Origin of the sequence: Mesorhizobium sp. BR1-1-6, assembly GCF_020165355.1 — a bacterium.
In the GTDB taxonomy this organism is placed as follows: Bacteria; Pseudomonadota; Alphaproteobacteria; order Rhizobiales; family Rhizobiaceae; genus Mesorhizobium.
Window position 1 is genome coordinate 33,952 of record NZ_JAIUHZ010000018.1, and the last position, 23,567, is coordinate 57,518.

Annotated in this window: 19 protein-coding genes and 1 tRNA gene; 7 read left to right on the forward strand and 13 right to left on the reverse strand. The window is 63.3% G+C overall.

The window, feature by feature from the left end; translation table 11 throughout:
- Window positions 1-170: 170 nt before the first annotated feature.
- The 4 genes from araD1 to chvE all read right to left on the reverse strand — a co-directional run bounded on the left by araD1 (window position 171) and on the right by chvE (window position 5,355).
- Window positions 171-1,163 (reverse strand): AraD1 family protein, encoded by a 993-nt coding sequence (araD1, locus tag LB545_RS24805; protein WP_140550479.1) that lies wholly within the window; start codon window positions 1,161-1,163, stop codon window positions 171-173.
- 201 nt (window positions 1,164-1,364) lie between these two features.
- On the reverse strand, window positions 1,365-2,657 hold the full coding sequence (mmsB, locus tag LB545_RS24810; protein WP_140496616.1) for a multiple monosaccharide ABC transporter permease: 1,293 nt from the start codon (window positions 2,655-2,657) through the stop codon (window positions 1,365-1,367).
- Window positions 2,654-4,186, reverse strand: coding sequence for a multiple monosaccharide ABC transporter ATP-binding protein (mmsA, locus tag LB545_RS24815; RefSeq protein WP_140496613.1), 1,533 nt, complete (start codon window positions 4,184-4,186; stop codon window positions 2,654-2,656). The genes mmsB and mmsA overlap by 4 nt, the downstream gene beginning before the upstream one ends.
- A 98-nt stretch (window positions 4,187-4,284) precedes the next feature.
- Window positions 4,285-5,355 carry a multiple monosaccharide ABC transporter substrate-binding protein gene (chvE, locus tag LB545_RS24820; RefSeq protein WP_140496611.1) on the reverse strand — a complete coding sequence of 357 codons (1,071 nt, stop codon included), beginning with the start codon at window positions 5,353-5,355 and terminating at the stop codon, window positions 4,285-4,287.
- Between the two features lie 288 nt (window positions 5,356-5,643).
- Between chvE and LB545_RS24825 the strand changes: the two genes are divergently transcribed.
- Complete coding sequence (locus tag LB545_RS24825; protein ID WP_140513261.1) at window positions 5,644-6,633, forward strand: LysR family transcriptional regulator; 990 nt, start codon at window positions 5,644-5,646, stop codon at window positions 6,631-6,633.
- Here the strand turns inward: LB545_RS24825 and LB545_RS24830 are convergent.
- The 5 genes from LB545_RS24830 to LB545_RS24850 all read right to left on the reverse strand — a co-directional run bounded on the left by LB545_RS24830 (window position 6,611) and on the right by LB545_RS24850 (window position 12,045).
- Window positions 6,611-6,976, reverse strand: coding sequence for a hypothetical protein (locus LB545_RS24830; protein WP_181181867.1), 366 nt, complete (start codon window positions 6,974-6,976; stop codon window positions 6,611-6,613). The genes LB545_RS24825 and LB545_RS24830 overlap by 23 nt on opposite strands.
- Before the next feature lie 203 nt (window positions 6,977-7,179).
- A tRNA-Gly gene (locus LB545_RS24835) sits at window positions 7,180-7,253 on the reverse strand.
- Window positions 7,254-7,361: 108 nt separating this feature from the next.
- Window positions 7,362-9,254, reverse strand: coding sequence for an acyltransferase family protein (locus tag LB545_RS24840; RefSeq protein ID WP_140674007.1), 1,893 nt, complete (start codon window positions 9,252-9,254; stop codon window positions 7,362-7,364).
- A 202-nt stretch (window positions 9,255-9,456) separates the two neighbouring features.
- Window positions 9,457-10,947, reverse strand: a complete 1,491-nt coding sequence (locus LB545_RS24845) for a hypothetical protein (RefSeq protein ID WP_224705994.1) — start codon at window positions 10,945-10,947, stop codon at window positions 9,457-9,459.
- A gap of 69 nt (window positions 10,948-11,016) precedes the next feature.
- Window positions 11,017-12,045 carry a glycosyltransferase family 2 protein gene (locus LB545_RS24850; protein ID WP_140513269.1) on the reverse strand — a complete coding sequence of 343 codons (1,029 nt, stop codon included), beginning with the start codon at window positions 12,043-12,045 and terminating at the stop codon, window positions 11,017-11,019.
- A gap of 441 nt (window positions 12,046-12,486) precedes the next feature.
- Between LB545_RS24850 and LB545_RS24855 the strand changes: the two genes are divergently transcribed.
- Window positions 12,487-12,750, forward strand: coding sequence for a DUF6460 domain-containing protein (locus LB545_RS24855; RefSeq protein ID WP_140496599.1), 264 nt, complete (start codon window positions 12,487-12,489; stop codon window positions 12,748-12,750).
- 3 nt (window positions 12,751-12,753) lie between these two features.
- Here LB545_RS24855 and LB545_RS24860 read toward each other — a convergent pair whose 3' ends face one another.
- Window positions 12,754-13,656 carry a histone deacetylase gene (locus tag LB545_RS24860; RefSeq protein ID WP_224705995.1) on the reverse strand — a complete coding sequence of 301 codons (903 nt, stop codon included), beginning with the start codon at window positions 13,654-13,656 and terminating at the stop codon, window positions 12,754-12,756.
- A 132-nt stretch (window positions 13,657-13,788) separates the two neighbouring features.
- Here LB545_RS24860 and LB545_RS24865 point away from each other — a divergent pair, with 132 nt between their 5' ends.
- Window positions 13,789-15,147 carry an MATE family efflux transporter gene (locus LB545_RS24865; protein WP_411969769.1) on the forward strand — a complete coding sequence of 453 codons (1,359 nt, stop codon included), beginning with the start codon at window positions 13,789-13,791 and terminating at the stop codon, window positions 15,145-15,147.
- On the opposite strand, the gene LB545_RS24870 is transcribed toward LB545_RS24865, so the two are convergent.
- Together LB545_RS24870 and LB545_RS24875 are read right to left on the reverse strand one after the other, a co-directional pair.
- Complete coding sequence (locus LB545_RS24870; RefSeq protein WP_140580377.1) at window positions 15,140-16,219, reverse strand: quinone-dependent dihydroorotate dehydrogenase; 1,080 nt, start codon at window positions 16,217-16,219, stop codon at window positions 15,140-15,142. The genes LB545_RS24865 and LB545_RS24870 overlap by 8 nt on opposite strands.
- Window positions 16,216-16,566 carry a DUF952 domain-containing protein gene (locus LB545_RS24875; RefSeq protein WP_140496591.1) on the reverse strand — a complete coding sequence of 117 codons (351 nt, stop codon included), beginning with the start codon at window positions 16,564-16,566 and terminating at the stop codon, window positions 16,216-16,218. Before LB545_RS24875 ends, LB545_RS24870 begins: the two co-directional genes overlap by 4 nt.
- A 107-nt stretch (window positions 16,567-16,673) precedes the next feature.
- On the opposite strand from LB545_RS24875, the gene LB545_RS24880 reads away from it, so the two are divergent.
- Both LB545_RS24880 and LB545_RS24885 read left to right on the forward strand, forming a co-directional pair.
- Window positions 16,674-17,108, forward strand: a complete 435-nt coding sequence (locus tag LB545_RS24880; RefSeq protein WP_224705996.1) for a hypothetical protein — start codon at window positions 16,674-16,676, stop codon at window positions 17,106-17,108.
- A 126-nt stretch (window positions 17,109-17,234) separates the two neighbouring features.
- Window positions 17,235-17,894: a response regulator transcription factor gene (locus tag LB545_RS24885; protein ID WP_140513279.1), complete on the forward strand. Its 660-nt coding sequence runs from the start codon at window positions 17,235-17,237 to the stop codon at window positions 17,892-17,894.
- Window positions 17,895-18,066: 172 nt separating this feature from the next.
- Here LB545_RS24885 and LB545_RS24890 read toward each other — a convergent pair whose 3' ends face one another.
- The gene (locus tag LB545_RS24890; RefSeq protein ID WP_224705997.1) at window positions 18,067-21,573 is read right to left on the reverse strand and encodes a NahK/ErcS family hybrid sensor histidine kinase/response regulator; all 3,507 of its coding nucleotides are present in this window, start codon (window positions 21,571-21,573) and stop codon (window positions 18,067-18,069) included.
- A 222-nt stretch (window positions 21,574-21,795) separates the two neighbouring features.
- On the opposite strand from LB545_RS24890, the gene mscL reads away from it, so the two are divergent.
- On the forward strand, window positions 21,796-22,218 hold the full coding sequence (gene mscL, locus LB545_RS24895; protein WP_140658092.1) for a large conductance mechanosensitive channel protein MscL: 423 nt from the start codon (window positions 21,796-21,798) through the stop codon (window positions 22,216-22,218).
- 110 nt (window positions 22,219-22,328) lie between these two features.
- Window positions 22,329-23,495, forward strand: coding sequence for a pyridoxal phosphate-dependent aminotransferase (locus LB545_RS24900; RefSeq protein ID WP_224705998.1), 1,167 nt, complete (start codon window positions 22,329-22,331; stop codon window positions 23,493-23,495).
- Window positions 23,496-23,567: the final 72 nt, after the last annotated feature.

Genomic DNA, 23,567 nt, shown 5'->3' on the forward strand with positions numbered 1-23,567 from the left:
CCTCGCGAAGCGAGGTCGGATGAGGGGTGTTCCAGGGAACGCCAACGCCTCACTCCGGCCAGCACCCCTCAACCGTCTCGGCGCTGCGCGCTGATCCACTGCCCTGGGGCGAGCCACGGGTCTCGCCCCGTCCTTCGGATCCCACAGGGGAGAAGGAATGATGGCCACCCTCACAGCGCCTTCACCGCCACCTTCACCGGCTTTTCGATTTCGAGCGGGTTGCGCAGCGGCAGGCCGAAATCGCCGGCCTCGATCTCGAACACGTCGCCGGCCTCGGTCTTGATGCCGTCGGCGAAGGACAGGGTCGCGGTGCCGAACATGTGCACATGCACGTCGCCCGGCTGGCGGAAAGCCGAATATTTGAAATGGTGGTGTTCGAGATTGGCGATGGTGTGCGACATGTTCGCTTCGCCCGACAGGAACGGCTTTTCCCACATCAACTTGCTGTCGCGCCAGATGCGTGAGGAGCCCCTGATGTCGGCGGGCAGGTCGCCGACCAGGATCTCCGGTCCGAAGGAAGCGTTGCGCAGCTTGGAATGGGCGAGAAAGAGGTAGTTCACGCGTTCGGTCACATGATCGGAAAATTCGTTGGACAGCGTGAAGCCGACCCGGAACGGCGCGCCGTCGTCGCCGATGACATAGATGCCGGCAACCTCGGGCTCCTCGCCGGCATCCTTGGCGAAGGCCGGCGACAGGAGCGCGGCACCCGGCGCCACGGCCATCGTGCCATTGCCCTTGTAGAACCATTCCGGCTGCACCCCGATCTGGCCTTTCGCGGGTTTGCCGCCTTCCAGCCCCATGCGGAACATCTTCATGGAATCGGTGAGCTGCTCCTCGCCGTCGGTGCTGAGCTTCTTGTGCATGGAATCGCGCGTCGCCGCCGAGCCGAGATGCGTTAGCCCCGTGCCGGTCAGATGCAGATGCGCCGGATCGGGATGATTGATCGGCGACAGCAGCCGCCCCTTCTTGTAGGCGGCGTCGAGATCGACGGTCTCGCCGAGCCCCTTGCGTTCGATCAACGCGGCAAGGCCCACGCCGGTACGAGCGGCTTCCATCGCCAGCGAATAGACGCTGCGCGCGCCGTTGATGATCCGGGTCTTGCCGCCTGTGCGGGCAACGACACGGATGGTCTCGGCGTCGTCGAGAATCTGCGAGATCAGCATGATCAGTCCTCTCTCATATGTCTTGGCATGGCTGCCTTCTGGCAAACCCTGACCTGCGCGGCTCGGACTGGCCGTGCCACGGGTTGAACTCTTCGTCCGGATTGCGCTCGCGAGCCCGGTCCCTGAAGGACTTCTTCAAGCCGGCGAATTGCCGGCAGCGCCGCGACCGTATGCCTCCTGCTTGCCTCGCCTGAAACCTGTTCAGGCCTTGTTCTTGTTGTAGACGTCGAAGATCACGGCGCCGAGCAGCACCAGGCCCTTGACCACTTGCTGCCAGTCGACATTGACGCCCATGATCGACATGCCGTTGTTCATCACGCCCATGATAAAGCCGCCGACCACCGCGCCGATGACCTGACCGACGCCGCCCATCGCCGAGGCGCCGCCGATGAACACCGCGGCGATGACGTCGAGCTCGCTGCCGAGGCCTGCCGCCGGCACGGCCTGGCCAAGGCGTGCCGCGATGATCAGGCCGCCAAGCGCCGACAGCACGCCCATATTGACGAACACGTAAAGCGTCAGGCGCTCGGTCTTGATGCCCGACAGCTGCGCGGCCTTGGCATTGCCGCCCATCGCATAGATGCGGCGGCCGATCGTCATGCGCTTGGTGACGAAGACGAACAGCGAGATCAGCAGGCCCATGACGAGCAGCACCACCGGCAGGCCCCGATAGCTGGCGAACTGGTAGACCAGGAACAGCGCCAGCGCGCTGCCGACCAGCGTCTTGATGACGAACAGGGTAAAGGGCTCGGCCTCATAGCCGTGGCGTTCGCGTTTGCGTCGCGTCCGTAGCCCGAAATAGGCATAGGCCAGCACGGCGATCAGGCCCAGCACGATCGTCGTCATGTGCAGCGTCAGACCGCTGCCCATAATCGTCTTGCCGGCTGCATTCACCGTTGGCGGGATCAGCGTCAGCGGTCCGATGACATCTGGAATGAAGCCGGAGCTGAGCGCCTTGAACTCGGGCGGCAGCGGTCCGACCGAAGATCCGCCGCCGAGCAGCGCCTGGCATATGCCGCGGAAGATCAGCATGCCGGCCAGCGTCACGATGAAGCTCGGTATTCGATGGTAGGCGATCCAGTAGCCTTGCGCCGCGCCGATCAGGCCGCCAACGATCAGGCAGACGATGGAAACCACCAGCGGGTTGCTGAATATGCCGAGAGGCCAGATCACCATCATCATCGCCGCCAGCGCACCGATGAAGCCGGCCACGGACCCCACGCTGAGGTCGATATGGCCCGATACGATGACCAGCAGCATGCCGAGCGCCATCACGATGATGAAGGAGTTCTGCTGCACCAGATTGCTCAGGTTCACCGGCTTGAACAGCGTTCCCGAGGTGGTGAACTGGAAGAACACCATGATGGCGATCAGCGCCAGGATCAGGCCGTATTCGCGCAGGTTCGTCGCCAGCGCCGATACGGCGATGCGTGGACGCTGCCCTACATCTTCGGCGACGTTGCTTTGCGGGGCGGGGGCGCTTTCCGTGCTCATGCTGCTTTTCCTTCTCCCCGAACGATGGCGCGCATTATTCTTTCTTGGCTTGCGTCCGCCGCGGGCATTTCGCCGACGATGCGGCCTTCGTTCATGACATAGATGCGGTCGGTGATGCCGAGCAGTTCTGGCATTTCCGACGAGATGACCACGATCGCCTTACCTTCGGCCGCAAGGCGCGCGATGATCGTATAGATTTCATATTTGGCGCCGACATCGATGCCGCGCGTCGGCTCGTCCAGGATCAGCACTTCCGGGTCGGCGAACAGCCATTTCGACAGCACCACCTTCTGCTGGTTGCCGCCGGAAAGATTGCCGGTCATCTGATAGACGCTGGAGGCGCGGATGTTGGTCTGCTTGCGATAGTCGTTGGCGACGGCAAGCTCGCGCAAATCGTCGATCACGCTGTGGCGCGACACGCCGCCGAGATTGGCCAGCGTAATGTTGTGCTTGATATGGTCGATGAGATTGAGGCCGTAGGTCTTGCGATCCTCGGTCACATAGGCAATGCCGTGTTCGACCGCCCTGCTCACAGAGGAGACGTCGATCGGCTTGCCCTTGAGCAGCACCTCGCCGGTGATGCGGCGCCCATAGGAGCGGCCGAACAGGCTCATGGCGAATTCGGTTCGCCCGGCGCCCATCAGCCCGGCAATGCCGACCACCTCGCCCTTGCGCACATTGATGTCGATGCCCTTGATCACCTGCCGCTCGGCGTGGAGCGGGTGATAGACCGACCAGTTCTTCACCTCGAACACGACCTCGCCGATATCGGGCTCGCGCGGCGGATAGCGGTCGTCGAGCGAACGGCCGACCATCGAGGTGATGATGCGGTCTTCCGAGATGTCCTTCCTGGACAGCGTCTCGATGGTTCGCCCGTCGCGGATGACGGTCACCTTGTCGGCGACCCGGTTCACCTCGTTGAGCTTGTGCGAGATCAGGATCGAGGTCATGCCTTGTCGCTTGAATTCGAGCAGAAGGTCGAGCAGCGCCTGGCTGTCCTTTTCGCTGAGCGACGCCGTCGGCTCGTCGAGGATCAGGAGCTTGACCTCCTTGCTCAGCGCCTTGGCGATCTCGACCAGCTGCTGCTTGCCGACACCGATATTGGTGATCAGCGTCTTGGGGTCCTCCTTGAGGCCCACCTTCTTCAGCAGGGCGCTGGTGCGCGCCTCGTTGGCATTCCAGTCGATGACGCCGTATCGGGCGTGTTCGTTGCCGAGGAAGATGTTTTCGGCGATCGACAGCATCGGCACCAGCGCAAGCTCCTGGTGGATGATGACGATGCCCTTGCGTTCGCTGTCATGAATGCCTTTGAACTGGCATTCCTGGCCCTGAAAGATGATCTGGCCGTCATAGGTGCCGGAGGGATAGACGCCCGACAGCACCTTCATGAGCGTCGATTTGCCGGCGCCGTTCTCGCCGACCACGGCGTGGATCTCGCCTTCCTCGACCCGAAGGTTGACGTTCGACAGCGCCTTGACGCCGGGAAACGTCTTGGTGATGTCCTGCATCTCCAAAATCGTCGAGGCCATGGGTAAAGTGCTCCTGCGAGACCCGCAACAATACCGGGGTCGCTGGTGAACGAAAAGGGGCCCTGCGTTGCGCAGGACCCCTGGCTATACAACCGAATTTACTTCAGTTCGTCGGCCTTGATGTAGCCGGAGTCGACGACCAGGGCCTGGTAGTTCGATTTGTCGACCTCATGCGGCGTCAGCAGGATCGAGGGAACGACCTTGACGTCGTTGTTGTAGGTCTTGGTGTCGAGGCCTTCCGGCTTGCCGCCCGAGAGCACCTTGTCGACGAGCTCGACGGTGGCCTTGGCCAGTTCGCGGGTGTCCTTGAACACGGTCGAGTACTGCTCGCCCGAGATGATCAGCTTGACCGAGGCGGTCTCGGCGTCCTGGCCGGTCACGATCGGCCACGGCTGAGCCTCCGTGCCGTAACCGACGGCGCGCAGCGAGGCGGTGATGCCGCGCGACAGGCCATCATAGGGCGACAGAACGCCATCGACGCGGCTGCCGTCCGAATAGTTGGCCGACAGCAGATTGTCCATGCGCGCCTGGGCGGTGGCGGCGAGCCAGCGCAGCGTGCCGACCTTGTCCATGCCGGTCTGGCCGGACTTGATCTTGATCGAACCGTCATCGATCAGCGGCTGCAGGACGGAAATCGCGCCGTTGTAGAAGAAGAAGGCGTTGTTGTCGTCGGGTGAGCCGCCGAACAGTTCGACGTTCCACGGCTTGGTATTCGGGAAGCGCTCCTTGAGGCCCTTGACCAGCGAATTCGCCTGGATCACGCCGACGCCGAAATTGTCGAACGTGGTGTAGTAGTCGACATTGGGCGTCTTCTTGATCAGGCGGTCATAGGCGACGACGACGACGCCGGCGTCAGCGGCTTTCTGCAGCGCATCCGACAGGGTGGTGCCGTCGATCGAGGCGATGATCAGCGCCTTCGGACCCTTGGTGATTTCGTTTTCCAGCTGGCTGAGCTGGTTGGGGATGTCGTCCTGCGCATATTGCAGGTCGACCGTATAGCCCAAAGCCTCGAGCTGGGACTTGACGGCATCGCCGTCGTTGATCCAGCGCTGCGAGGTCTTGGTGGGCATCAGCACGCCGACGAGACCCTTGTCGGCGGCGTGCGCCGAATAGGTCATGGCAGCGATGCCAAGGGCCGCGACGGCGGCCAGCGTCTTGATGATCTTCACAATTACTCTCCCTGGTTGATGGACGCGACACCTCGGGGCTTCGCGGGCCGCGCAGGCGAGCAGGAGCGCAAGCGCCGCTGTCGTCTATCGATCTCCGGTATCCTCCCAATCGGCCCTGGGACTGATTTCAATCGACACGATTTTCCTCGTCATCGACTGGCACGCCCCAGGACGCGCGAAGGGTGTGTCCCTTTGCCATAACTGTCAAATGCGATCTTTGATGATTGCTATACCGAAACTGGTATACGTTGACGCTGAACTCAGGGCATTGGGAGCGAAGGGAAATCCATGGCAACGTTGCGCAATCCTGGCGGGATTTCAGAAGGTTACGAGGTGCTCCCCGGTGACGGCGAGACCCTGCTGCGCAGCGGCCTCAGCCTGCGCCATATGCGCATGATCGTTGCACTGGACGATCACGGCCGGGTCAGTTCCGCCGCCCAGGTCATGAATATCTCACAGCCGGCGGCCTCCCGCATGATCGCCGAGATGGAAGCCGTGCTGGACGTCACGCTCTGCGAAAGGCTGCCGCGCGGCGTCACCTTGACGCCCTATGGCAAGGCGCTGGCCAGGCGCGCGCGCTCCATCCTTTTGGAGATGCGCGAGGTCGATCGCGAGATCTCCGAACTCAAGGCGGGCAAGGGCGGCTCGGTGTTCCTTGGGGCGGTGACGGCGCCCGCGATCGAGCTCGCGGTGCCGGCGATCCGGGAAATCCGCCGCATCTACCCGCGCATCGAGATCACCATGCAGGTCGAGACCTCCAACGTGCTGGCGCGCGAGTTGATCGCGTCGCGCCATGACTTCATCATCGCGCGCATCCCCGACGATCTCAACCCGCGGCTGTTCGAGTCCCGTGTGATCGGCGTCGAGAAAGCCTGCCTGATCGTGCGCCGGGGCCATCCGCTGACCGAGGGCAAGGCGGTTCGGTTGGAGGAGACCGCGGCCTATGACTGGGTTTTCCAGTCCGGCGGCTCGCCGCTGCGCCAGGCCATGGAGAGCAATTTCCTGAACCGCAACATCGCGCTGCCGGACCGCATCCTCAACACCAGTTCGCTGCTCCTCACCCTGGTCATGGTCGCGCACTCCGACGCCATCGCGCCGGTCTCGGTCCAGGTGGCGAAATTCATCCAGAATCCCGAAGGGCTGGCCGGCGCCATCGACGTCGTGCAGACCGAATTCGACATCGAGGTTCGGCCTTACAGCCTGATCACAGTGAAGAACCGTGCGCTGTCGCCGGCGGCGAAGATGCTGCATGATTTCATCCTGCGCGAAGTGGGGTGACCGGAACAAAAACCAGGTAAGTGCGTTCAAAGGCCAATCGGCGTTCGCGCCGGAGCTCGTTTTGAGCCGGGGAACGATGCGCCGATGATAAACAACTCGGGAGATTTTGATGGAACGTCGGTTGTTTCTTACTGGAATGCTTGGCGTCGCGGGGGCAGTTGCTTTTGCAGGCCTGGCCAGGCCTGGCAGAGCAGTTGCCGGGGTCCCGAACGGCAACGGAATCCTTGACGAACTCGACAAGGACGACCTCGACAGGGCTGATGCGGCCGTCTTCGAAGGAGACGATCAAGCCGAGGTGGAGCAGATCTCGCATCGCCGGTGGCATCGCCGGCACCGTCGTCATGGGCGCCGCCGCGCCTGGCGCAGGGTCTGCCGCAGCTATTGGCGCCGCGGTCGCCGCCATGTCCGCTGCTGGCGCAGGCGCGTCTGGGTCAGTGTTTGGCTCTAAAGCGATACCGGGAAAACGGCTGGAGCGGTTTTCCCGGAATTGCGCGAGAAACCGGTAGTTGGAGCGGCTTGGTAAGGGCTCAAACCCTTGGCGCAGACTGGAGCGGGTAGCGGGAATCGAACCCGCGCGTTCAGCTTGGGAAGCTGACAGGCTACCATTACATCATACCCGCGCAGCAGCCTCGTTACCATGAGGGCTGGCCATCGGGCAATCGCAAAGCGGCTCACTTTTCACACGGTACCGTCCCAGCGACCGGCGCGCCGCATGCCGGTTCCGTCTGCTATCTCACTTTCGCGATCTCGGTGCCGGCTGCAAAGCTCGGCCAGTATCTCGAGATGGCGAGTGCTGCGCCCGCCGAAGAGAAGTGACCATAGTCGAAATAGAGAAATTGCTTGTTGCCGGCATCGGCATACGAGCAGCCTGCGGCGTCGCACAGATAGGTCAGCGGGTCTATGAAGTCAGCGCCTTTGACAAAGGGCAGAACCCGCTTGTTGATGTCCGGATCCATGGCCATCGGCCAGGACATGTTCGCGGCATCTCCTCGTCTTGCGAAGAAGGCGATTTTCTGGACGTCGGCGATGAATTCGGGAGACTGGCCGATGACGTAGACCTTGACGCCCATCTGGCGAAGCCGGTCGATCGTCTTCTGGAGACCGCCGAAGCCCCTGACCTCGTAGTCGGTCCATCGGCCACTCAGGATCACGGCCTGAATGTTGGCTTCGCGGATGATCGACATGGCCCGCTCGTTGAAGCTGGTACAGGCAGGTCGGGCATAGGAAAAATAGGTCAGGTCCGGGGGGCAGCCGGCATAGGTGTATTGGATGACGTTAGCCTGGATTTTCTGGGCGTTGGCTTCAAGTCCCGAGACATAGTGGGCGGCGAAGGAATCGCCCCACAACAGCACATTGGTGGCAAAGCCGCTCGTTCGGGTGCAGGCGGCAAGGTTCCAGTCCTCGATCCGGTTCGAGCCTTCGTTGAAGCAGATGCCGTTGCGCCAGTCGCCAACCTGGATCCGTTCCGTTGAAAAATTCGGGAAGCGTTCCGGAAAACCGTTGCCGAGCGCCCCGGCCACGCCGCCGACGCAGAGCAGGACGATTGCCGTCGCGGAAAAGGCGAAGATAGGCAGCGGTGCGGTGTAGGCCCGTTTCCGCCGAAACGGCTGCTCGACATATTTCCACGAGAACGCCGCCAGGGCGAAGCTTGCCACGGTCATGGCGATGATCGTCGGCACGCCGATGGCTTTCAGCGAAACGTAATGGACGAAGGAATTGATCGGCCAATGGACGAGGTAGAGCGAATAGGAAATGAGGCCGATCCAGACCAGCGGCGGAAACTGCAACGCCCGCGTGGCGATGGTTGCCGGCCCCTGTTCGCCCGCCCTTTCGTGGCCGGCATAGATGAGCAGGGCGGTGCCGATGCAGGGGAACAAGGCATTGTAGCCCGGAAAGGGGTCGCTCTCTGAAATCGTGACGAAGCCGAAGGCGACCATGGCAAAGCCGGCGAGGCCGATCAGTTCCATTGCCGGCCGGCTGGCAAGTGCCGGCGGCTTTCTCAGCATCAGCATGGCCCCCAGCGCCAGTTCCCAGATGCGCGTCGGCAACAGGTAGAAACCCGCCGTGGGCGCCATCGAGGTCGCCATGACCGCCAAGGCGAAACTGCCGATCGCGATCGGCAGCAATATCGTCAGCCAGCCTTTCGAGGCATAGCGATAGATCAGGTACACCAGTATCGGCGCGAAGATGTAATATTGCTCTTCGACCGAGAGCGACCATGTGTGCAGCAGCGGCCGCAGCTCGGCGTCGATCGAGAAATAGTTCGTCGTCTTCCAGAAATAGATGTTCGACCAGAAGGTCGAGGCCGCGATGACGCTGAGGCTGAATTCGTGCAGGTCCGATGGCAAAAGGATGAACCAGGCGGCAGTGCCTGCGAGCACGATGACGAAGGTCAGCGCCGGCAGGATGCGCCGCGCGCGGCGCCAATAGAAGCGGCCGATCGAAAACTGGCCGCGTTCGAGATCGTCGAGCAGGCTGCCGCTGATCAGATAGCCCGATATGACGAAGAAGATGTCGACGCCGGTGAAGCCGCCTGGGATGGCGGACAAGCCGAAATGAAAGAGGACGACAGGCAGCACCGCTATGGCCCGCAGGCCGTCGATGTCGCGTCTGTAGTTCATGCGGCCGGTTCGCGCGCCATGGCCGGCGGCAGTCGTGGCGCACCCGGTTCACCGGCCCATGCGGCGGCATTGCCGCGATGCGAGAAAGCCTTGATTCTCGATCCCACTTTGTTCGTCCTCTCCGGTGCAATTTGCTGCACCGCAACATCGGTGTCAAGGCGAATGCTGGAGGGCCGAAGCCGGTTTGGGCTGGCGCCGCGGATCAGGCGCCGGGCAGGTAGATCACGGCGTATTCGTCCGCGTAGGCCCGCTTCCAGCCCAATTCCTCGAAGAAGGGAATGCGGGTGTCGCCGGCCGCCAGCAGCGCCCAGCCTATGGCGTATTTCTTCAGCCGGGCCTCGAGCAGTGGTTTGCCGTCGCTGTGTCCGGTCGCGTCGTCGGTTTTCGTGAACCCGTCCAGGAACAGCTGGTCCGTCCTGCCGTCGATGTAGGTCTTGATCCCATGGAAGATCAGCGTGCCGCCGAAATTGTAGGAATTCAGCACGTTGCCGGACAGGCGCTGATCCCTTGCGAAGGCGAGTGCTCCGCTGGCGGACGTCTTCGGGCTCGGCGCGATCTGTTGGACACTGCCGAGGACCGAGACCGCGCCGATCAGCAGGACGGCCACCGCGCCTGAGATTGCGTAGTAATGCCTGGCGAAGAAATTTTCCAATCCGTCACGCTTTTGCGCCAGCCAGGTCGCGGCTGAAAGTGCGGGATATTGCTGTGCGACCTCAGCCATGATCGCCAGCGGAACCAGAAGGAAGAACAGATACATGAACCGCTGGTGACTGAGATAGGCATGCAAGGTGAAGACGATGAACAGTGCCTTGGCCCAGCCAATCCGCAGCCGTGACACCAACAGCCCGAAAAGCGCCAGCAGCATCACGGCTTCCTTGACGAGCTCTTCCTGGGCGTTGAAGGGCCGCCACTCCAGGATAAGCGGCACCGCTTCATTGCCATAGGCGACGGTAAGCGTCGCCAGGATGGCCTTGACGCCATAGGGATGGACCAGGCTGACCACTGGGCAGAGCAGGCCGAACGCGACCCATTTCGCCAGGAGAACCGGTTTCGACAGGCCTGTGCGCGACAGGAGATACAGACCGGCAAGACCGGCGATGACGAAGCTCAAGGTGAATGTGGCATGCAGGTTCGCCCACAACACGACGAGCGCGAGCAGCCACGGGGATGGCGCTCTTTCTTCCTGCGCCGCGCGAAACAGCATTGCCGTCCAAATGACGATGATCGGCAAAGTGAAGACGTGGGGGCGCGCGGTATAGATCGGGGCGACAAGGAAAGCCGCGACGAAAGCCAGCACCACCGCTAACACCGGCTTCAGCCATGCGCTGAGGAACCATCCCATCAGGAAGACTGTCAGGCCGATCGTGGCGATGATCAGCGTGACGACGCCATTCCAGCCACCGGCGCCATAGGCGAGCGCCAGAAGCACCTGCCCCAGCCATTCCTTGGCGATCCAGGGCTGGCCGGCGAAGGTATAGGAATAGGGGTCGACGGTCGGAAATGTCCGGTTCGCCAGGAAATCCAGCCCGACCTTCACCTGCCACCAGCTGTCAGGATCCAGAAGGAGGGAGTTGGCATGCCTCATCAGCACGTAGGCAACGGTGCAGGCGCAGAAAAGACAGAACAACAGCCTGCTGCGCTGTGCATCCTCGAGCGACGGCGTAGCCATCGCGATTGCCGTGGCTTGGTTCATGTCGCGGCTCCCGGCCATTTCGCGTTCGTTCCGGTCGAGAGGTCCCGTTGCGGCCGGTCGATCGTCGCCTTAGCCACGCGCGGCTCTCTTCACCATTTCCTGGAGGCGGTGGACAGGCAGGTCCTGGTTTTCGACGGCCACATCGCTTCGCGAAACGATCTCGTTGACGAAATAGAGCGGCCGCCGCTTCGTCTCCATGTACATCCGGCCGAGATATTCGCCGAATATGCCGAGCACCAGAAGCTGAACACTGCCCAGGATCAGCATGATCGCGGCAAGGCTGGTCCAACCCGGCAGCACGTTTCCCAGCGACCACTCGAGCAGCGTATAGCCGAGCACGACCATCCCCAGCACGCCGGAAAGCATTCCCAGAAGCGAGGCAAACCGCAACGGCGCGATGGAAAAGCTGGTCATCGCATCGACAGCCAGGAGGACCATCTTCTTGAGCGGATAGTGGGTGGCGCCGGCGAAACGCCGTTGCCGCTCATAGGAGAAGGCGGCCTGTCTCAGCCCAATCCAGCTCACCATGCCGCGAATGAACCTGTAGCGCTCCGGCATGGCGTTCAGATGGTCGAGGGCGCGGCGGCTCATCAGCCTGAAATCACCGGTGTCCGGCGCGATCTCGACGTCGACCATCCGGCGCAGCAGCCGGTAGAACATCGACGCGGAAGCCAGCTTGAACCAGCCTTCGCCATCACGCTTGGCCCTTTGACCGTAAACGACATCGAAGCCTTCATCCATCTTGGCCATCATCGCGCCGAGCAGTTCAGGCGGATCCTGGAGATCGGCATCGAGAATGAGGATGCGCTGGCCCCGGCAGAACTCCAGCCCCGCGCTCAGCGCGATCTGGTGGCCATAGTTGCGGGCAAGGTCGATGGCGACGACATGGTCGTCCTTTTGCGCCAGTTCGAAAACGGCCTCGCGGGTGCCGTCGGTCGCCCCGTCGATGACGAGCACGATCTCGTAGGAAGGGTTTTGCGCCAGGCAAGCGGCGGTGACGCGTCGGTGAAGCTCAGCCACGCCGTCCCGCTCGTTATAGCACGGCACGACAACCGAAAGCATGACCGCGCGGCGCGCGCCGATTTTTTCCGCTTCCATCAAAGCCTGGCTCCCGCTCCAGGAATGGCAATAGCGGCAATTGGTTAGAAAACAGATAAGCCGGCCGCGATCAGCCGCCACCGGCTGCTCGCCTGCCATGCGCCTATGGTCGCCGGCTTGGTACCAGGGCACGATCCGCGTTAACGAGTTCCTTCGGAGCCTTCGACTGCGCGCTGTTGACGGAGCCTTGAACGGATAAACCCGCCTGTGCGGCGGGTCCCTGGCGCAACTCAGCACCATAGCCAAATATCTACCATAGTTGCCCTCACCCCGTCAAGGAAAAAATTCCTATCATGAAAAGCCGGCGGCACCGCCGGACCGGCCGTCATAGGCTTTGTCAGCCAGGTTCAGAGCCTTGGCCCGCCCGGCTTGAAGCGGGGCGGCCAAGTGCGTATTTCTGATCCTGTCGCCGAATCGGGCGATCAGAGCCGGAGACAGGTCTTGTCCGCATTGACGCGCTTTCTCGGCGACACCCCGCTCAGGGTACTCCTGAAGTTGCTGGTGGTGTCGTTCCTCGTCGGCCTCGTCATGACCGCCTTCGGCTGGTCGCCGATGGACGTGCTCTATGGCATCCGCAAATTCTTCCTGGATCTCTGGAATCTGGGCTTCCATGCCATCGACCGCTTCCTGGGTTATATTCTGCTGGGTGCGGCGATCGTGGTTCCGGCGTTCATCCTGCTCAGAATCGCCAACTACAGGAAATAGCGGTCAGGCGTAGTCCGCCGCCGCCTCGAACAGAATGGCATGGCGCGCCGCGAGCGCGGCCACGTCGGTCGAATAGCCGCCGCCGATGACGCCGCATAGCGCGATGCCGCGCGAGCGGAAGTGACCGATCACCATGGCGTCGCGGGCGCGAAGCCCGTCGTTTGAAAGCGCCAGCGTGCCGAGCCGGTCCTCGGCATGGACGTCGACGCCGGCATTGTAGAAAACGATGTCCCAGCGCGCATGGGCGGACAGTTCCGGCAAGATGGCGGCCAGCCTTTCGAGATAGGCGGCATCGCCCGTGCCGTCGGGCAGTGCGACATCGAGGTCGGAGGCGATCTTGCGCGCGGGGTAGTTGCGCTCGCCATGCATGGAGAAGGTGAACACGCGCTGATCGCCAGCCAGGATATCCGCCGTGCCGTCGCCCTGATGCACATCCAGATCGACCACGAGTATGTTCCGCGCCGCGCCTTCGGCAAGCAGCACCAGCGAAGCGACGGCGACGTCGTTGAAGGTGCAGAAGCCCGCGCCCTGCGCGCGGCGCGCATGATGGCTGCCGCCGGCGGTGTTGCAGGCAATGCCGTGGCGCAAGGCCAGCCGGGCCGCCAGTACTGTGCCGCCGGTGGCGAGTTGGGCGCGCAGCGAGACGCGCGGGCCGACCGGAAAGCCGATCTCGCGTTCGATCTTTTCCGGCACCGAACAGCTGATGACCTGGTCGACATAATCAGCCGCATGGGCACGCTTCAGCCATGGTGCGGGTGCCGCTTCCGGCATGCTGAGCGCCCCCTGCACGGCCAGTCCGCGTGCGCGCAAGGCTTCCATCAGCAGCGGATATTTGCTCATCGGAAAGCGATGGTTGACGGCGAAGCCGGCGTCGTAGTCGGGATGATGGACGATCTGGAGGGACATGGACCGGATCCGGCGGCTCGCGCCAGACCGGAATTTCGGTTGGCCGCCATGGCAAGGATGGATTGCGCGGTGGCCGGAAAATGGGGCACACCGGCTGTTCGATCAAGCCGCAATCAGCAAGGCAGCAATTCTTTGGAGAAGGGTGCAATCCCAGCCGACGCCGGATCCCCAATCGTTCCCGGATCCTTTGTCGTCACCAACCGCACGGTGCTCGTCATCGCCGTGCCGATGACGCTCGCCTACCTGACGACGCCGCTGCTCGGCATGGTCGATACGGCTGTTGTCGGACAGCTCGGCGACGCCGCCTTGCTTGGCGGCCTGGCGGCAGGCGCGCTGGTCTTCGACGTCGTCTTCACCACCTTCAATTTCCTGCGCTCCGGCACCACCGGTCTGGTCGCCCAGGCTTTCGGGCGCAACGACGCGCTGGAGGAACAGGCGGTGTTCTGGCGCGCCGTGCTGATCGCTGTTGTCGCCGGCGTCGTGCTGGCTGCGCTTTCGCCGCTGATCGCGGCCGGCGGGCGGTGGTTCATGGATGCCGGGCCGCGCGTCAGCGAGGCGATGGGCGTCTATATCGGCATCAGATTGCTCGCGGCACCATTCTCGCTGATCAACTACGCCATTCTAGGCTATGTCCTCGGCCGAGGCGAGGGCGGTCTCGGGTTGGTTCTGCAGCTGGTGCTGAACGGCATCAACATCGCGCTCTGCATCCTGCTTGGCCTGGAGCTTGGCTGGGGCGTCGCCGGCGTTGCCTGGGCAACCGTCACCGGCGAATTCCTGGCCATGTTGCTCGGCCTCGCCATCGTCATCAGGCGGTTCAGGGCAAGCCCGCCCGTGCCACGCCAACGCCTGCTCGATATTAGCGCGTTCCTGCGCATGCTGTCGCTCAACCGCGATATCATGATCCGCTCGTTCTCGCTGCTTGCCGCCTTTGCGCTGTTCACCCGCCAGGGTGCGCAATTCGGCACGGTCACGCTGGCCGCCAACGCCGTGCTGATGAATTTTTTCCTCGTCGCAGGCTATTTCCTCGACGGTTTCGCCACCGCGGCGGAACAGCTCGCCGGCCGCGCCGTCGGTGCGCGGGCTGAGCACCCGTTCCGGCGCGCGGTGCGGTTGACCCTGTTCTGGGGTTTCGGATTGGCGGGCGCCGCAACCCTGGTGCTGCTGCTGGCCGGTGCCAATCTGGTTGCCGTCGTTACAACGTCGCAGGAAGTCCGCTCGGTGGCCGACACCTACCTGCCCTGGGCGGCCTTCACCGCACTGAGCGGCGTGCTGGCTTTCCAGATGGACGGCGTCTTCATCGGCGCGACCTGGTCGCGCGACATGCGCAACATGATGCTTTTGTCTTTCCTGGCCTTCGCCGCCGCGCTGATTACGCTGGCGCCCGCTTTCGGCAATCATGGCCTGTGGGCGGCATTGCATGTCTTCCTGCTGGTGCGTGGCCTCAGCCTGCTGGCTATCCTGCGGTTGCGGCTGCGGACGGCATTCAGTTGAGCGGCCTTGAAGCCCATTGGTCGAGATGGCGGTCGCGCAAATCGCTGATGGAGTTGAGCCGTTCCGTGTCGGCGAAACGCGCCATGCCGGCGGCGATGCGTCCCGGCAGCGCCGGCCCGGCATAGATCATGCCGGTGTAAAGCTGGACGAGATCGGCGCCGGCGCGGATCTTCTCCAGCGCCGTTTCGGCGGAGTTGACCCCACCCACGCCGATGATGGCCACGTCCGGCCCCAGCAGCCTGCGCATACGGGCCAGCACGATGGTCGAGCGCTCGAATAATGGCCGGCCGGAAAGCCCGCCGGTCTCGCTTGCCGCGCCGCTGGAGCGTAGCGCCGGGCGAGAAATGGTGGTGTTGGACACGATGATGCCGTCTATGGCCTTCTGGGTGACCTCGGCGGCGATGTCTTCCAGCTCGGCTTCGACCAGGTCCGGCGCAATCTTGAGAAACACCGGCGGCTGCCTTGCCGCCGCCGCGCGCGCGGCCATGACGCGCGACAGGAGCTCGCCAAGCTGTTCGCGCGCCTGCATGGTGCGCAGGCCGGGCGTATTGGGCGAGGAAATATTGACGGTGAGATAGCTGGCGTAGGGCGCGAAGCGGATGACGCCGCGCTCATAGTCACCGACGCGGTCGGCGCTGTCCTTATTGGCGCCGATGTTGACGCCGACGATGCCGGGGCGCCCTTTGCGGCCGACCAGGCGTTTCTCGGCGGCCGCATGGCCTTCATTGTTGAAGCCGAGCCGGTTGATCACCGCTTCATCCGCCGGCAACCGGAAGATGCGCGGCTTCGGATTGCCAGGCTGCGGCAGCGGCGTCACCGTGCCGACCTCGGCAAAGCCGAAGCCGAGGCCGAGAAGCGCATCGGGCACCTCGGCATTCTTGTCGTAACCGGCAGCCATGCCGAGCGGATTGGGGAAATCGAGGCCGCAGAGGCTGACCTTCAGCCGCGCATCTCGCGCCGTCCGTGCGCCGACCGGCAGGCCACAGCGCAGCGCCGCGATCGACAGGCCATGCGCGGTTTCCGGGTCGAACGTGAAGAGCAGCTTCTGGCCAATCCGGTCGAGCACGCTCATTCGGCCTCCAGCGCCGGGAACTGGTGGGTGCCGTCGGCGCCGAGCGGCAGCGGCCGGACCCACAGCACGGCTTTCAGGTCGAGCACGCCGTAGAGGTGCGGAAACAGCGCGCCGCCGCGCGAGGCTTCGTATTTTAGCGCATCGCCCAGGCTGGTCCCGTCGATGGCGACCAGCAGAAGCCCCGCCTGGCCGGCAAAATGCTTCGCCGCCGTCTCTTTGACCTGTGCCGCCGTGGAGAAATGGATGAAGCCGTCGGCGACATCGATCGGCGCACCGGTGAAGCGGCCGTTCGCTTCGGCCTCGCGCCAGGGCCCTTCCGGGGTTATCTTGTAGATAATCTGAGACATGGTTGCGCTATAGTCCGAACCAGCCGTGCGGGGAAGGCCGTGCCAAGCGTCTTCCCCATTTCCGGCGCAAACATGCGATATCTCAGGCTTTGGCCATGGAGGACAACATGCGTCTGCAGCACATCTTGATCCCCGCCGCGCTCGTTTCGCTGGTCGCGGCGTCCGCCTTTTCCGAGGAGACCGACCGCTATCGTCTGGAGAAATCCGCCAACGGCTATGTCCGCATGGACACGCAGACAGGCGCGATGTCGATCTGCGAGGAGCGCTCCGGCCAACTCGTCTGCAAGATGGCGGCCGATGAACGCGCTGCCTTCCAGAACGAGGTCGATCGCCTGCAAACTTCGATGAAAGCCATGGACGAGCGCGTCACCAGGCTCGAGAATTCGCTCTCGGCCCGCCTCGAATCGACATTGCCGAGCGAGGAGGATTTCAACAAGACGATGAGCTACATGGAGCGTTTCCTGAAGGGCTTCATGGGCATCGTCAAGGATATGGACAAGGACAGCGGCGACGGCGCCAAGCCCAACTCGCAGAAGACCTGAAGACAGGCCGTCTGGGGAAATCCGGTGCGCCGGCTTTGCTGCTTGAAAACAGCGCGAAGCGCCTCATAATCGTTGCATCAGGTCCCGAGAAAACAGAAGACCATCAAGGGATCCGGGGAGGGATATTTGCCATCAGGCTATTCTTTCGTGATCGCCGACGATCACCCGCTGTTTCGCGGTGCGTTGCGCGAAGCGCTTGCCGGCATCGGCAATGTCACCGCTATTCACGAAGCCGGCGATTTCGAAAGCGCCAAGGCGCTGGTCGTGGCCAACGAGGAGGTCGATCTGGTGCTGCTCGACCTGTCGATGCCGGGCGCGAGCGGCCTTTCCGGCCTGATCTCGTTGCGCGGCATCCATCCGGCGGCGCCGCTGGTAGTGGTCTCCGCCCATGACGACCCGGCGACCATCCGGCGCGCGCTCGACCTCGGCGCGTCCGGTTTCATCTCCAAATCGGCCAGCATGGAGGAAATCCGCGACGCCGTGCGATCGGTCCTTGCGGGCGATATCGCGGCACCGGCCGGCATCGATCTCGGTGTCGAGCGCGACCCCGAAATATCGGACCTGATCAAGCGCCTGCAGGCGCTCACGCCGCAGCAAACCCGCGTGCTCGGCATGTTGGCGGAAGGCCTTCTCAACAAGCAGATCGCCTATGAGCTCGGCGTCTCCGAGGCGACGATCAAGGCGCATGTCTCGGCGATATTGCAGAAGCTCGGCGTCGACAGCCGCACCCAGGCGGTGATCCTGCTGTCCAAGATCGGCAGCGATCCGCTGCAGCCGGTGAGCTGAGCGCCCGAGCCTGCGGATGGTTATGTGGATATCGGATCGGCGAGCAGTTTCTCGGAAACGCCTCGCCCGTCAGCAGAGATACAAGCCATGCCGACGCGACGGCCGACATGTTCTGCGCCTATCTCGAAGCCTGGGCGCTGTCGGCGGGGCCGAAATGAAGCAAACCTGACAGTTACTCCGCCGCCGGCGCCAGCGGCCTGACCCTGGCCATCATAGAGCGCAGCACGGCCGGTTTGAGCGGCTTGTTGATCACCGGGACGTCGAGCCCGGCCGCCGCCGTGCGTACCTCGTTGGAACGGTCGGCGGTGACCAGCACGGCGGGCAGGTCGTCGCCGTGGATCGCTCGCAGCCTGACAATGGCGTCGAGGCCGGTTTCGCCATCGAGATGATAGTCGGCAAGGACAATGTCCGGGTGGCGGATCGCGATATCCAGGTTCGTTGTGCCGGACACGGTCTCGACGGCGCAGCCCCAGCCTTCGAGCAGCAGCCGCATGCCTTCGAGGATGCGGGCGTCGTTGTCGATACACAGCACGCTCAGTCCGGACAGCGAAGCCGCCGCGCGGGCCGGCGCCCTGGTTTCAACCTCGCGTTTCGGTTCCTGCACGGCCGCCACCGGCAGGATGACGGAAAAGCGCGTGCCCTTGCCCGGGTTGGAGAAAATACGGATTTCAAGCCTCAGCACCCGCGCGATGCGATCGACGATCGAAAGGCCGAGGCCGAGGCCTTCGGCCTCGCGCGCGCCTTCGTCCAGCCGGGTGAATTCGCGAAACACCGTGTTCAGCTTGTCGCCGGCAATGCCGATGCCAGTGTCGATCACCTGGATTTCCGCCAGTTCGCCGCGCCGCCGCACGCCAACCAGGATGCGGCCGTGACGTGTGTATTTGATGGCATTGGAAACGAGGTTCTGGATCAGGCGGCGCAACAGGTTGCGATCCGTCATCACTGTCAGCGACGAGGGCATGATCGTCAGCTTGAGTTGCTTTTCCGCGGCAAGCGGCCGGAAATCGTTGCCGATCTGGCGCAGCAATGCGTCTAGGTTGAAGGCCGTGTCGTCCGGTTTCATGGCACCGGCATCGAGGCGGGAAATGTCGAGCACGGCGCCCAGAATGGTCTCGACCGATTCCAGCGAGGAGTCGATGTTGACCGCGGCCTTGCCGGCCGGGCCCTTGCCGGCCTTTTCGATCAACGACGAGCAGTAGAGCCTGGCGGCGTTGAGCGGTTGAAGGATGTCGTGGCCGGCCGCGGCGAGGAAGCGCGTCTTGCCCAGATTGGCCTCCTCGGCAAGCATCTGCGCCTGCGCCAGTTCCTCGTTGACCCGGGTCAACTCCTCGTTGACCCTGGTCAGTTCGATGGTGCGGGTCTTCACCCGCTGTTCCAGCGACTCGTTCGCCCGCTTCAGCGCCAGGTCCTGCTCGACGCGGCCGGAAATGTCGGCATAGGTGGCGACGATGCCGCCGTCCGGCATCGGGTTGGAGCGCAGCTCCAGGATCCGGCCGCTGGTCTTCAGTTCCATCTGCCAGGGGCTGACGAAGCTGGTCAGCCGGTTGAGCATCGTCACCCGCTGGTCGGTCGGGATATCGCCGCGCTCCGCCAGATGGCGCAGGATCTGGTCGAGCGAGACGCCGACCTGGCCCATGTCGTCGGGCAGGTCGAACAGCTCGCGGTACTGGCGGTTCCAGCAGATCAGCCGGAAATCCCGGTCGAAGACGGTGATGCCCTGTTCCATCTGGTCGAGCGCGATCTGCAACAGGTCGCGATTGTGTTGCAACGCTTCCGTGGCGTCGTCGAGCAGCCGGAAGGCATCCCTGGATTCGCGGTCGTGGCGGCGAAACAGCAGCGACAGGATCAGCCGCGCCGACGAAGAGCCGACGGCGCTGGCCAAAAGCTGCTCGGAAAAGCGGATGACGTCCATGCTGGCTTGCTCATTGCCATGCAGGATGACGTTGGTGGTCTTTTCGAAGGACTGGAACGACCGCTCGGTGCGCTGCACGCCGAGATAGCGCGCGATGGTGTCCTTCAGGTCGTTGACGGTGACGGCGGTACGGAAACGGCGCAGGCTGGGCATCGGCCCGGCTTCGCGCGGCACGAAGATCGACGCCTGGATGCGCTCCAGCGGCACCGCGGCGCGCGACAGCGAGCCCAGCACGAAAAACAGTGCGTTGATCGACAGGCTCCACAGCACGCCGTGGTTCAACGGCTCCGCAACGGTGCCGAACAGCGCCTGCGGCCGCAGCGCTTCGAAGCCGAACAGGCCATGCACCAATATGCCGGTTTCGGGCGCGACGAGCGATGGCAACAGCAGCGTGTAGCCCCAGATCAGGATGCCGGCGACCATGCCGAGGGCCGCGCCCCTGCCATTGGCGCCGCGCCAGATCAGCCCGCCGATCAGCGCCGGCGCGAATTGCGCGATCGCCGCGAACGACATCAGGCCGATCGACGACAGCCGCGCGCTGTCGGTGCTCTCGCGATAGTAGAGGAAGGCGATGAAAAGCATGATGAAGATCGATGCCCGCCGCACGTTGAGGATGAGCGTAGACCAGTCCTCGTTTTCGGAAGACGTCGTCCTCAGCAGCCGCCGCACGAACAGCGGGATGATGAGGTCGTTGGAGATCATGATCGACAGCGCCACGCTCTCGACGATGACCATGGCGGTGGCCGCCGACAGGCCGCCGATGAAGGCAGCCATGGCCAGGAAATCGTGACCGCCGAACAAGGGCAGCGACAGCACATAAAGGTCGCTGCTCGTCTTCGTGCCAACCAGCGACAGTCCGGCGAAGGCGATCGGCAGCACGAATAGGTTGATCGCCACCAGATAGAGCGGAAACACCCATGTCGCGGTGCGCAGTTCCGCCTCGCTGCGGTTCTCGACGATGGTGACGTAGAATTGCCGGGGCAGAAGGATGATGGCGAAGCCACTCAGGCAGGTCAGCACCAGCCAGGTGGCGAGCGACGTCGAATAGCCCATCGCCTGCCGCACCTGGTCGTTTTCGGCCAGCTTGCCGAACATGTCGCCGGGCCCGCCGAAGATCAGGAAAGTGACCATCAGGCCGATCGCCAGGAAGGCGGCAAGCTTGACCACGGTTTCGACCGCCACCGCCAGCACCAGCCCGTCCTGGTGCTCGGTGGCGTCGGCGTGGCGCGTGCCGAACAGCACCGCGAACAGTGCCAGCAGCATGGCGACCACCAGCGAGATGTCGCTGACGAAAGGATCGAACGAGGGCGGCGAGCCGGTGTAATGCTCGACCATCAGGCTGACAGAACCGGAGATCGCCTTCAGCTGCAGCGCGATATAGGGCACCGCGCCGATGGTCGCGATCAGCGTGGCGATGGCGGCCACGGTGAAGCTTTTGCCATAGCGCGCGCCGAGGAAGTCGGCGATCGAGGTGATCTTCTCGGTCTTGGCCAGCCGCACGAGACGGTTGAGCAAGGGAAAACCGAACACGAACACCAGCACCGGGCCGGTATAGATGCCGAGGAACTCCAGGCCGCGCTCGGAAGACAGGCCGACAGAACCGAAAAACGTCCAGGAGGTGCAATAGATGGCCAGGCTGAGCGCGTAGATGAACGGACGTGCGCGACCGGGCCCGGAGCTGGCCGAGCGGCGGTCGCCAAGGCTGGCGATGGCGAACAGAAGCGTCACATAAGCGATCGCGATGACAACGATGAACAAGCCCTGCACGGCTCGCGCTTCCTCCCTGGCCGGCTCGACGCCCGCTCACCGCACGCAACCACAGCTTGGAAGCTGAGTCCATCGCGGCGTTCGGCGCATGGACGTCTGATGATGCGGGTAAAAACAAACCGGTGCCTTGGCCCTTTTTCCGGTTTTGCAACCGGAGGTTTTTGCTATTGTGGGCTTGGCCGGCGCTGGAGAACGCGGCCGATCATGGCAAGGAGGGTCGAAATGCTGAAAGAATTCCAGGAATTCATTTCCAAGGGCAATGTGATGGACCTGGCCGTCGGCGTCATCATCGGCGCTGCTTTCGGGAGGATCGTCGATTCCCTTGTCAACGACATCATCATGCCGATCGTGGGCGCGATTTTCGGCGGGTTGGACTTCAACAACTACTTCTTCGGACTGTCCTCGAACGTCCACTCGGGCACGCTGGCGGAGGCAAAGAAAGAGGGCGCCGTCTTCGCCTATGGCAGCTTCATCACCGTCGTGCTGAACTTCCTCATCCTCGCATTCATCATCTTCTTGATGGTCAAGGCGGTGAACAACCTGCGCAGGCGCCTGGAGGCCGAAAAGCCCGCGCCTGCCGCCGCGCCGCCGCCTGCCGATGTGCAGCTTCTGACCGAAATCCGCGATCTGCTCGCCAGGAAGTAGAGGCATCAGGTTCTTCTGGACCAAAACCCCGGTCGTTCACGGCCGGGGTTTTTTGCTTTCGCCCGTAGTAGAACAGCCGGCATGCTGTCGCTATTCGAACGGACCCGCCCATGACCCTGATCCAGAACCTGCGCCCCGAGGCCTTGGCTGCGCCCGAAAGCGGTATCGTCGCCGTCGTCAACTATGGCAGGCTGCGCGACGGCTTGATCCCGCTCTGGGCCGGCGAGGGCGATCTGCCGACGCCGTCCTTCATCACCGATGCCGCGTCGAAGGCGCTGGCCGGTGGCGAGACGTTCTACACCTGGCAGAGGGGCATCCCCGATCTGAGGCAGGCGCTTGCCCGCTATTACCACAGGCATTTCGGCAAACACTTCGCCGAGGACGAATTCATCGTCACCGGCTCGGGCATGCATGCGATCCAGCTTGCGCTCGACGCGCTCGCCGGTGCCGGCGACGAGGTGATCTATCTGTCGCCCGCCTGGCCGAATTTCGACGCCGCCGCCGCCATCGCCGGTGCCGTGCCGGTGCCGGTCACGCTCGATCAATCCGGCAATGGCTGGTCGTGCGATGTCGAGAAGATCGCGGCCGCCATCACGCCCCGGACCAGGGCGCTGTTCATCAACACGCCGTCCAATCCGACCGGCTGGACCGCCGACAACGAGACTTTGCGTGCCATTCTCGATCTCGCCCGGGCAAATGGCCTTTGGATCATCGCCGACGAGATCTATTCGCTGTTCCACTATGGCCAAGGCCGCGCGCCGTCCTTCCTCGACATCGCGACCGCAGAGGACCGCATCCTGTTCGTCAACAGCTTCTCCAAGAACTGGGCGATGACCGGCTGGCGCGTCGGATGGATCAAAACCCATCCGAGTTTGCAGCAGGTGTTCGAGAACCTGATCCAGTATTCGAATTCAGGTGTCGCCCAGTTCATGCAGCGCGGCGCGGTCGCGGCGCTCGATGAAGGCGATGTCTTCGTCGCCGAACAGGTGGAGAGGGCTAGGAAGGCGCGCGATCTGGTCTGCGGCATTCTCGGCGCCACCGACCGCGCTCGGTTCACCGTGCCGCAAGGTGCTTTCTACCTGTTCTTCAGGGTCGACGGCATTACCGATTCGCGCAGCGCCGCCTTCGAGATCGTCGACAAGGCCAATGTCGGCCTGGCGCCGGGCACGGCTTTCGGCCCGGGCGGCGAAGCCTTCCTCAGGCTGTGCTTCCACCGCCGCCTCGACCAGCTCGAGGAGGCGGCGCACCGGCTTGCGAAGTGGATGACAGCTGTTTGAGAGATTGACGAAGCCCGAATTGAAAGTCGCTCCGGCGCGCCAGATGGCCGCCGGAGTGGAGTTTCAAACGGC

Excerpts from the sequence above, each read along its gene's own strand:
- araD1 (WP_140550479.1), bottom strand. The coding sequence starts at position 1,163 with ATGCTGATCTCGCAGATTCTCGACGACGCCGAGACCATCCGTGTCGTT.
- mmsB (WP_140496616.1), bottom strand. The coding sequence starts at position 2,657 with ATGAGCACGGAAAGCGCCCCCGCCCCGCAAAGCAACGTCGCCGAAGAT.
- mmsA (WP_140496613.1), bottom strand. The coding sequence starts at position 4,186 with ATGGCCTCGACGATTTTGGAGATGCAGGACATCACCAAGACGTTTCCC.
- LB545_RS24825 (WP_140513261.1), top strand. The coding sequence starts at position 5,644 with ATGGCAACGTTGCGCAATCCTGGCGGGATTTCAGAAGGTTACGAGGTG.
- LB545_RS24830 (WP_181181867.1), bottom strand. The coding sequence starts at position 6,976 with ATGACGACGGTGCCGGCGATGCCACCGGCGATGCGAGATCTGCTCCAC.
- LB545_RS24840 (WP_140674007.1), bottom strand. The coding sequence starts at position 9,254 with ATGAACTACAGACGCGACATCGACGGCCTGCGGGCCATAGCGGTGCTG.
- LB545_RS24845 (WP_224705994.1), bottom strand. The coding sequence starts at position 10,947 with ATGAACCAAGCCACGGCAATCGCGATGGCTACGCCGTCGCTCGAGGAT.
- LB545_RS24850 (WP_140513269.1), bottom strand. The coding sequence starts at position 12,045 with ATGGAAGCGGAAAAAATCGGCGCGCGCCGCGCGGTCATGCTTTCGGTT.
- LB545_RS24860 (WP_224705995.1), bottom strand. The coding sequence starts at position 13,656 with ATGTCCCTCCAGATCGTCCATCATCCCGACTACGACGCCGGCTTCGCC.
- LB545_RS24870 (WP_140580377.1), bottom strand. The coding sequence starts at position 16,219 with ATGAGCGTGCTCGACCGGATTGGCCAGAAGCTGCTCTTCACGTTCGAC.
- LB545_RS24875 (WP_140496591.1), bottom strand. The coding sequence starts at position 16,566 with ATGTCTCAGATTATCTACAAGATAACCCCGGAAGGGCCCTGGCGCGAG.
- LB545_RS24880 (WP_224705996.1), top strand. The coding sequence starts at position 16,674 with ATGCGTCTGCAGCACATCTTGATCCCCGCCGCGCTCGTTTCGCTGGTC.
- mscL (WP_140658092.1), top strand. The coding sequence starts at position 21,796 with ATGCTGAAAGAATTCCAGGAATTCATTTCCAAGGGCAATGTGATGGAC.
- LB545_RS24900 (WP_224705998.1), top strand. The coding sequence starts at position 22,329 with ATGACCCTGATCCAGAACCTGCGCCCCGAGGCCTTGGCTGCGCCCGAA.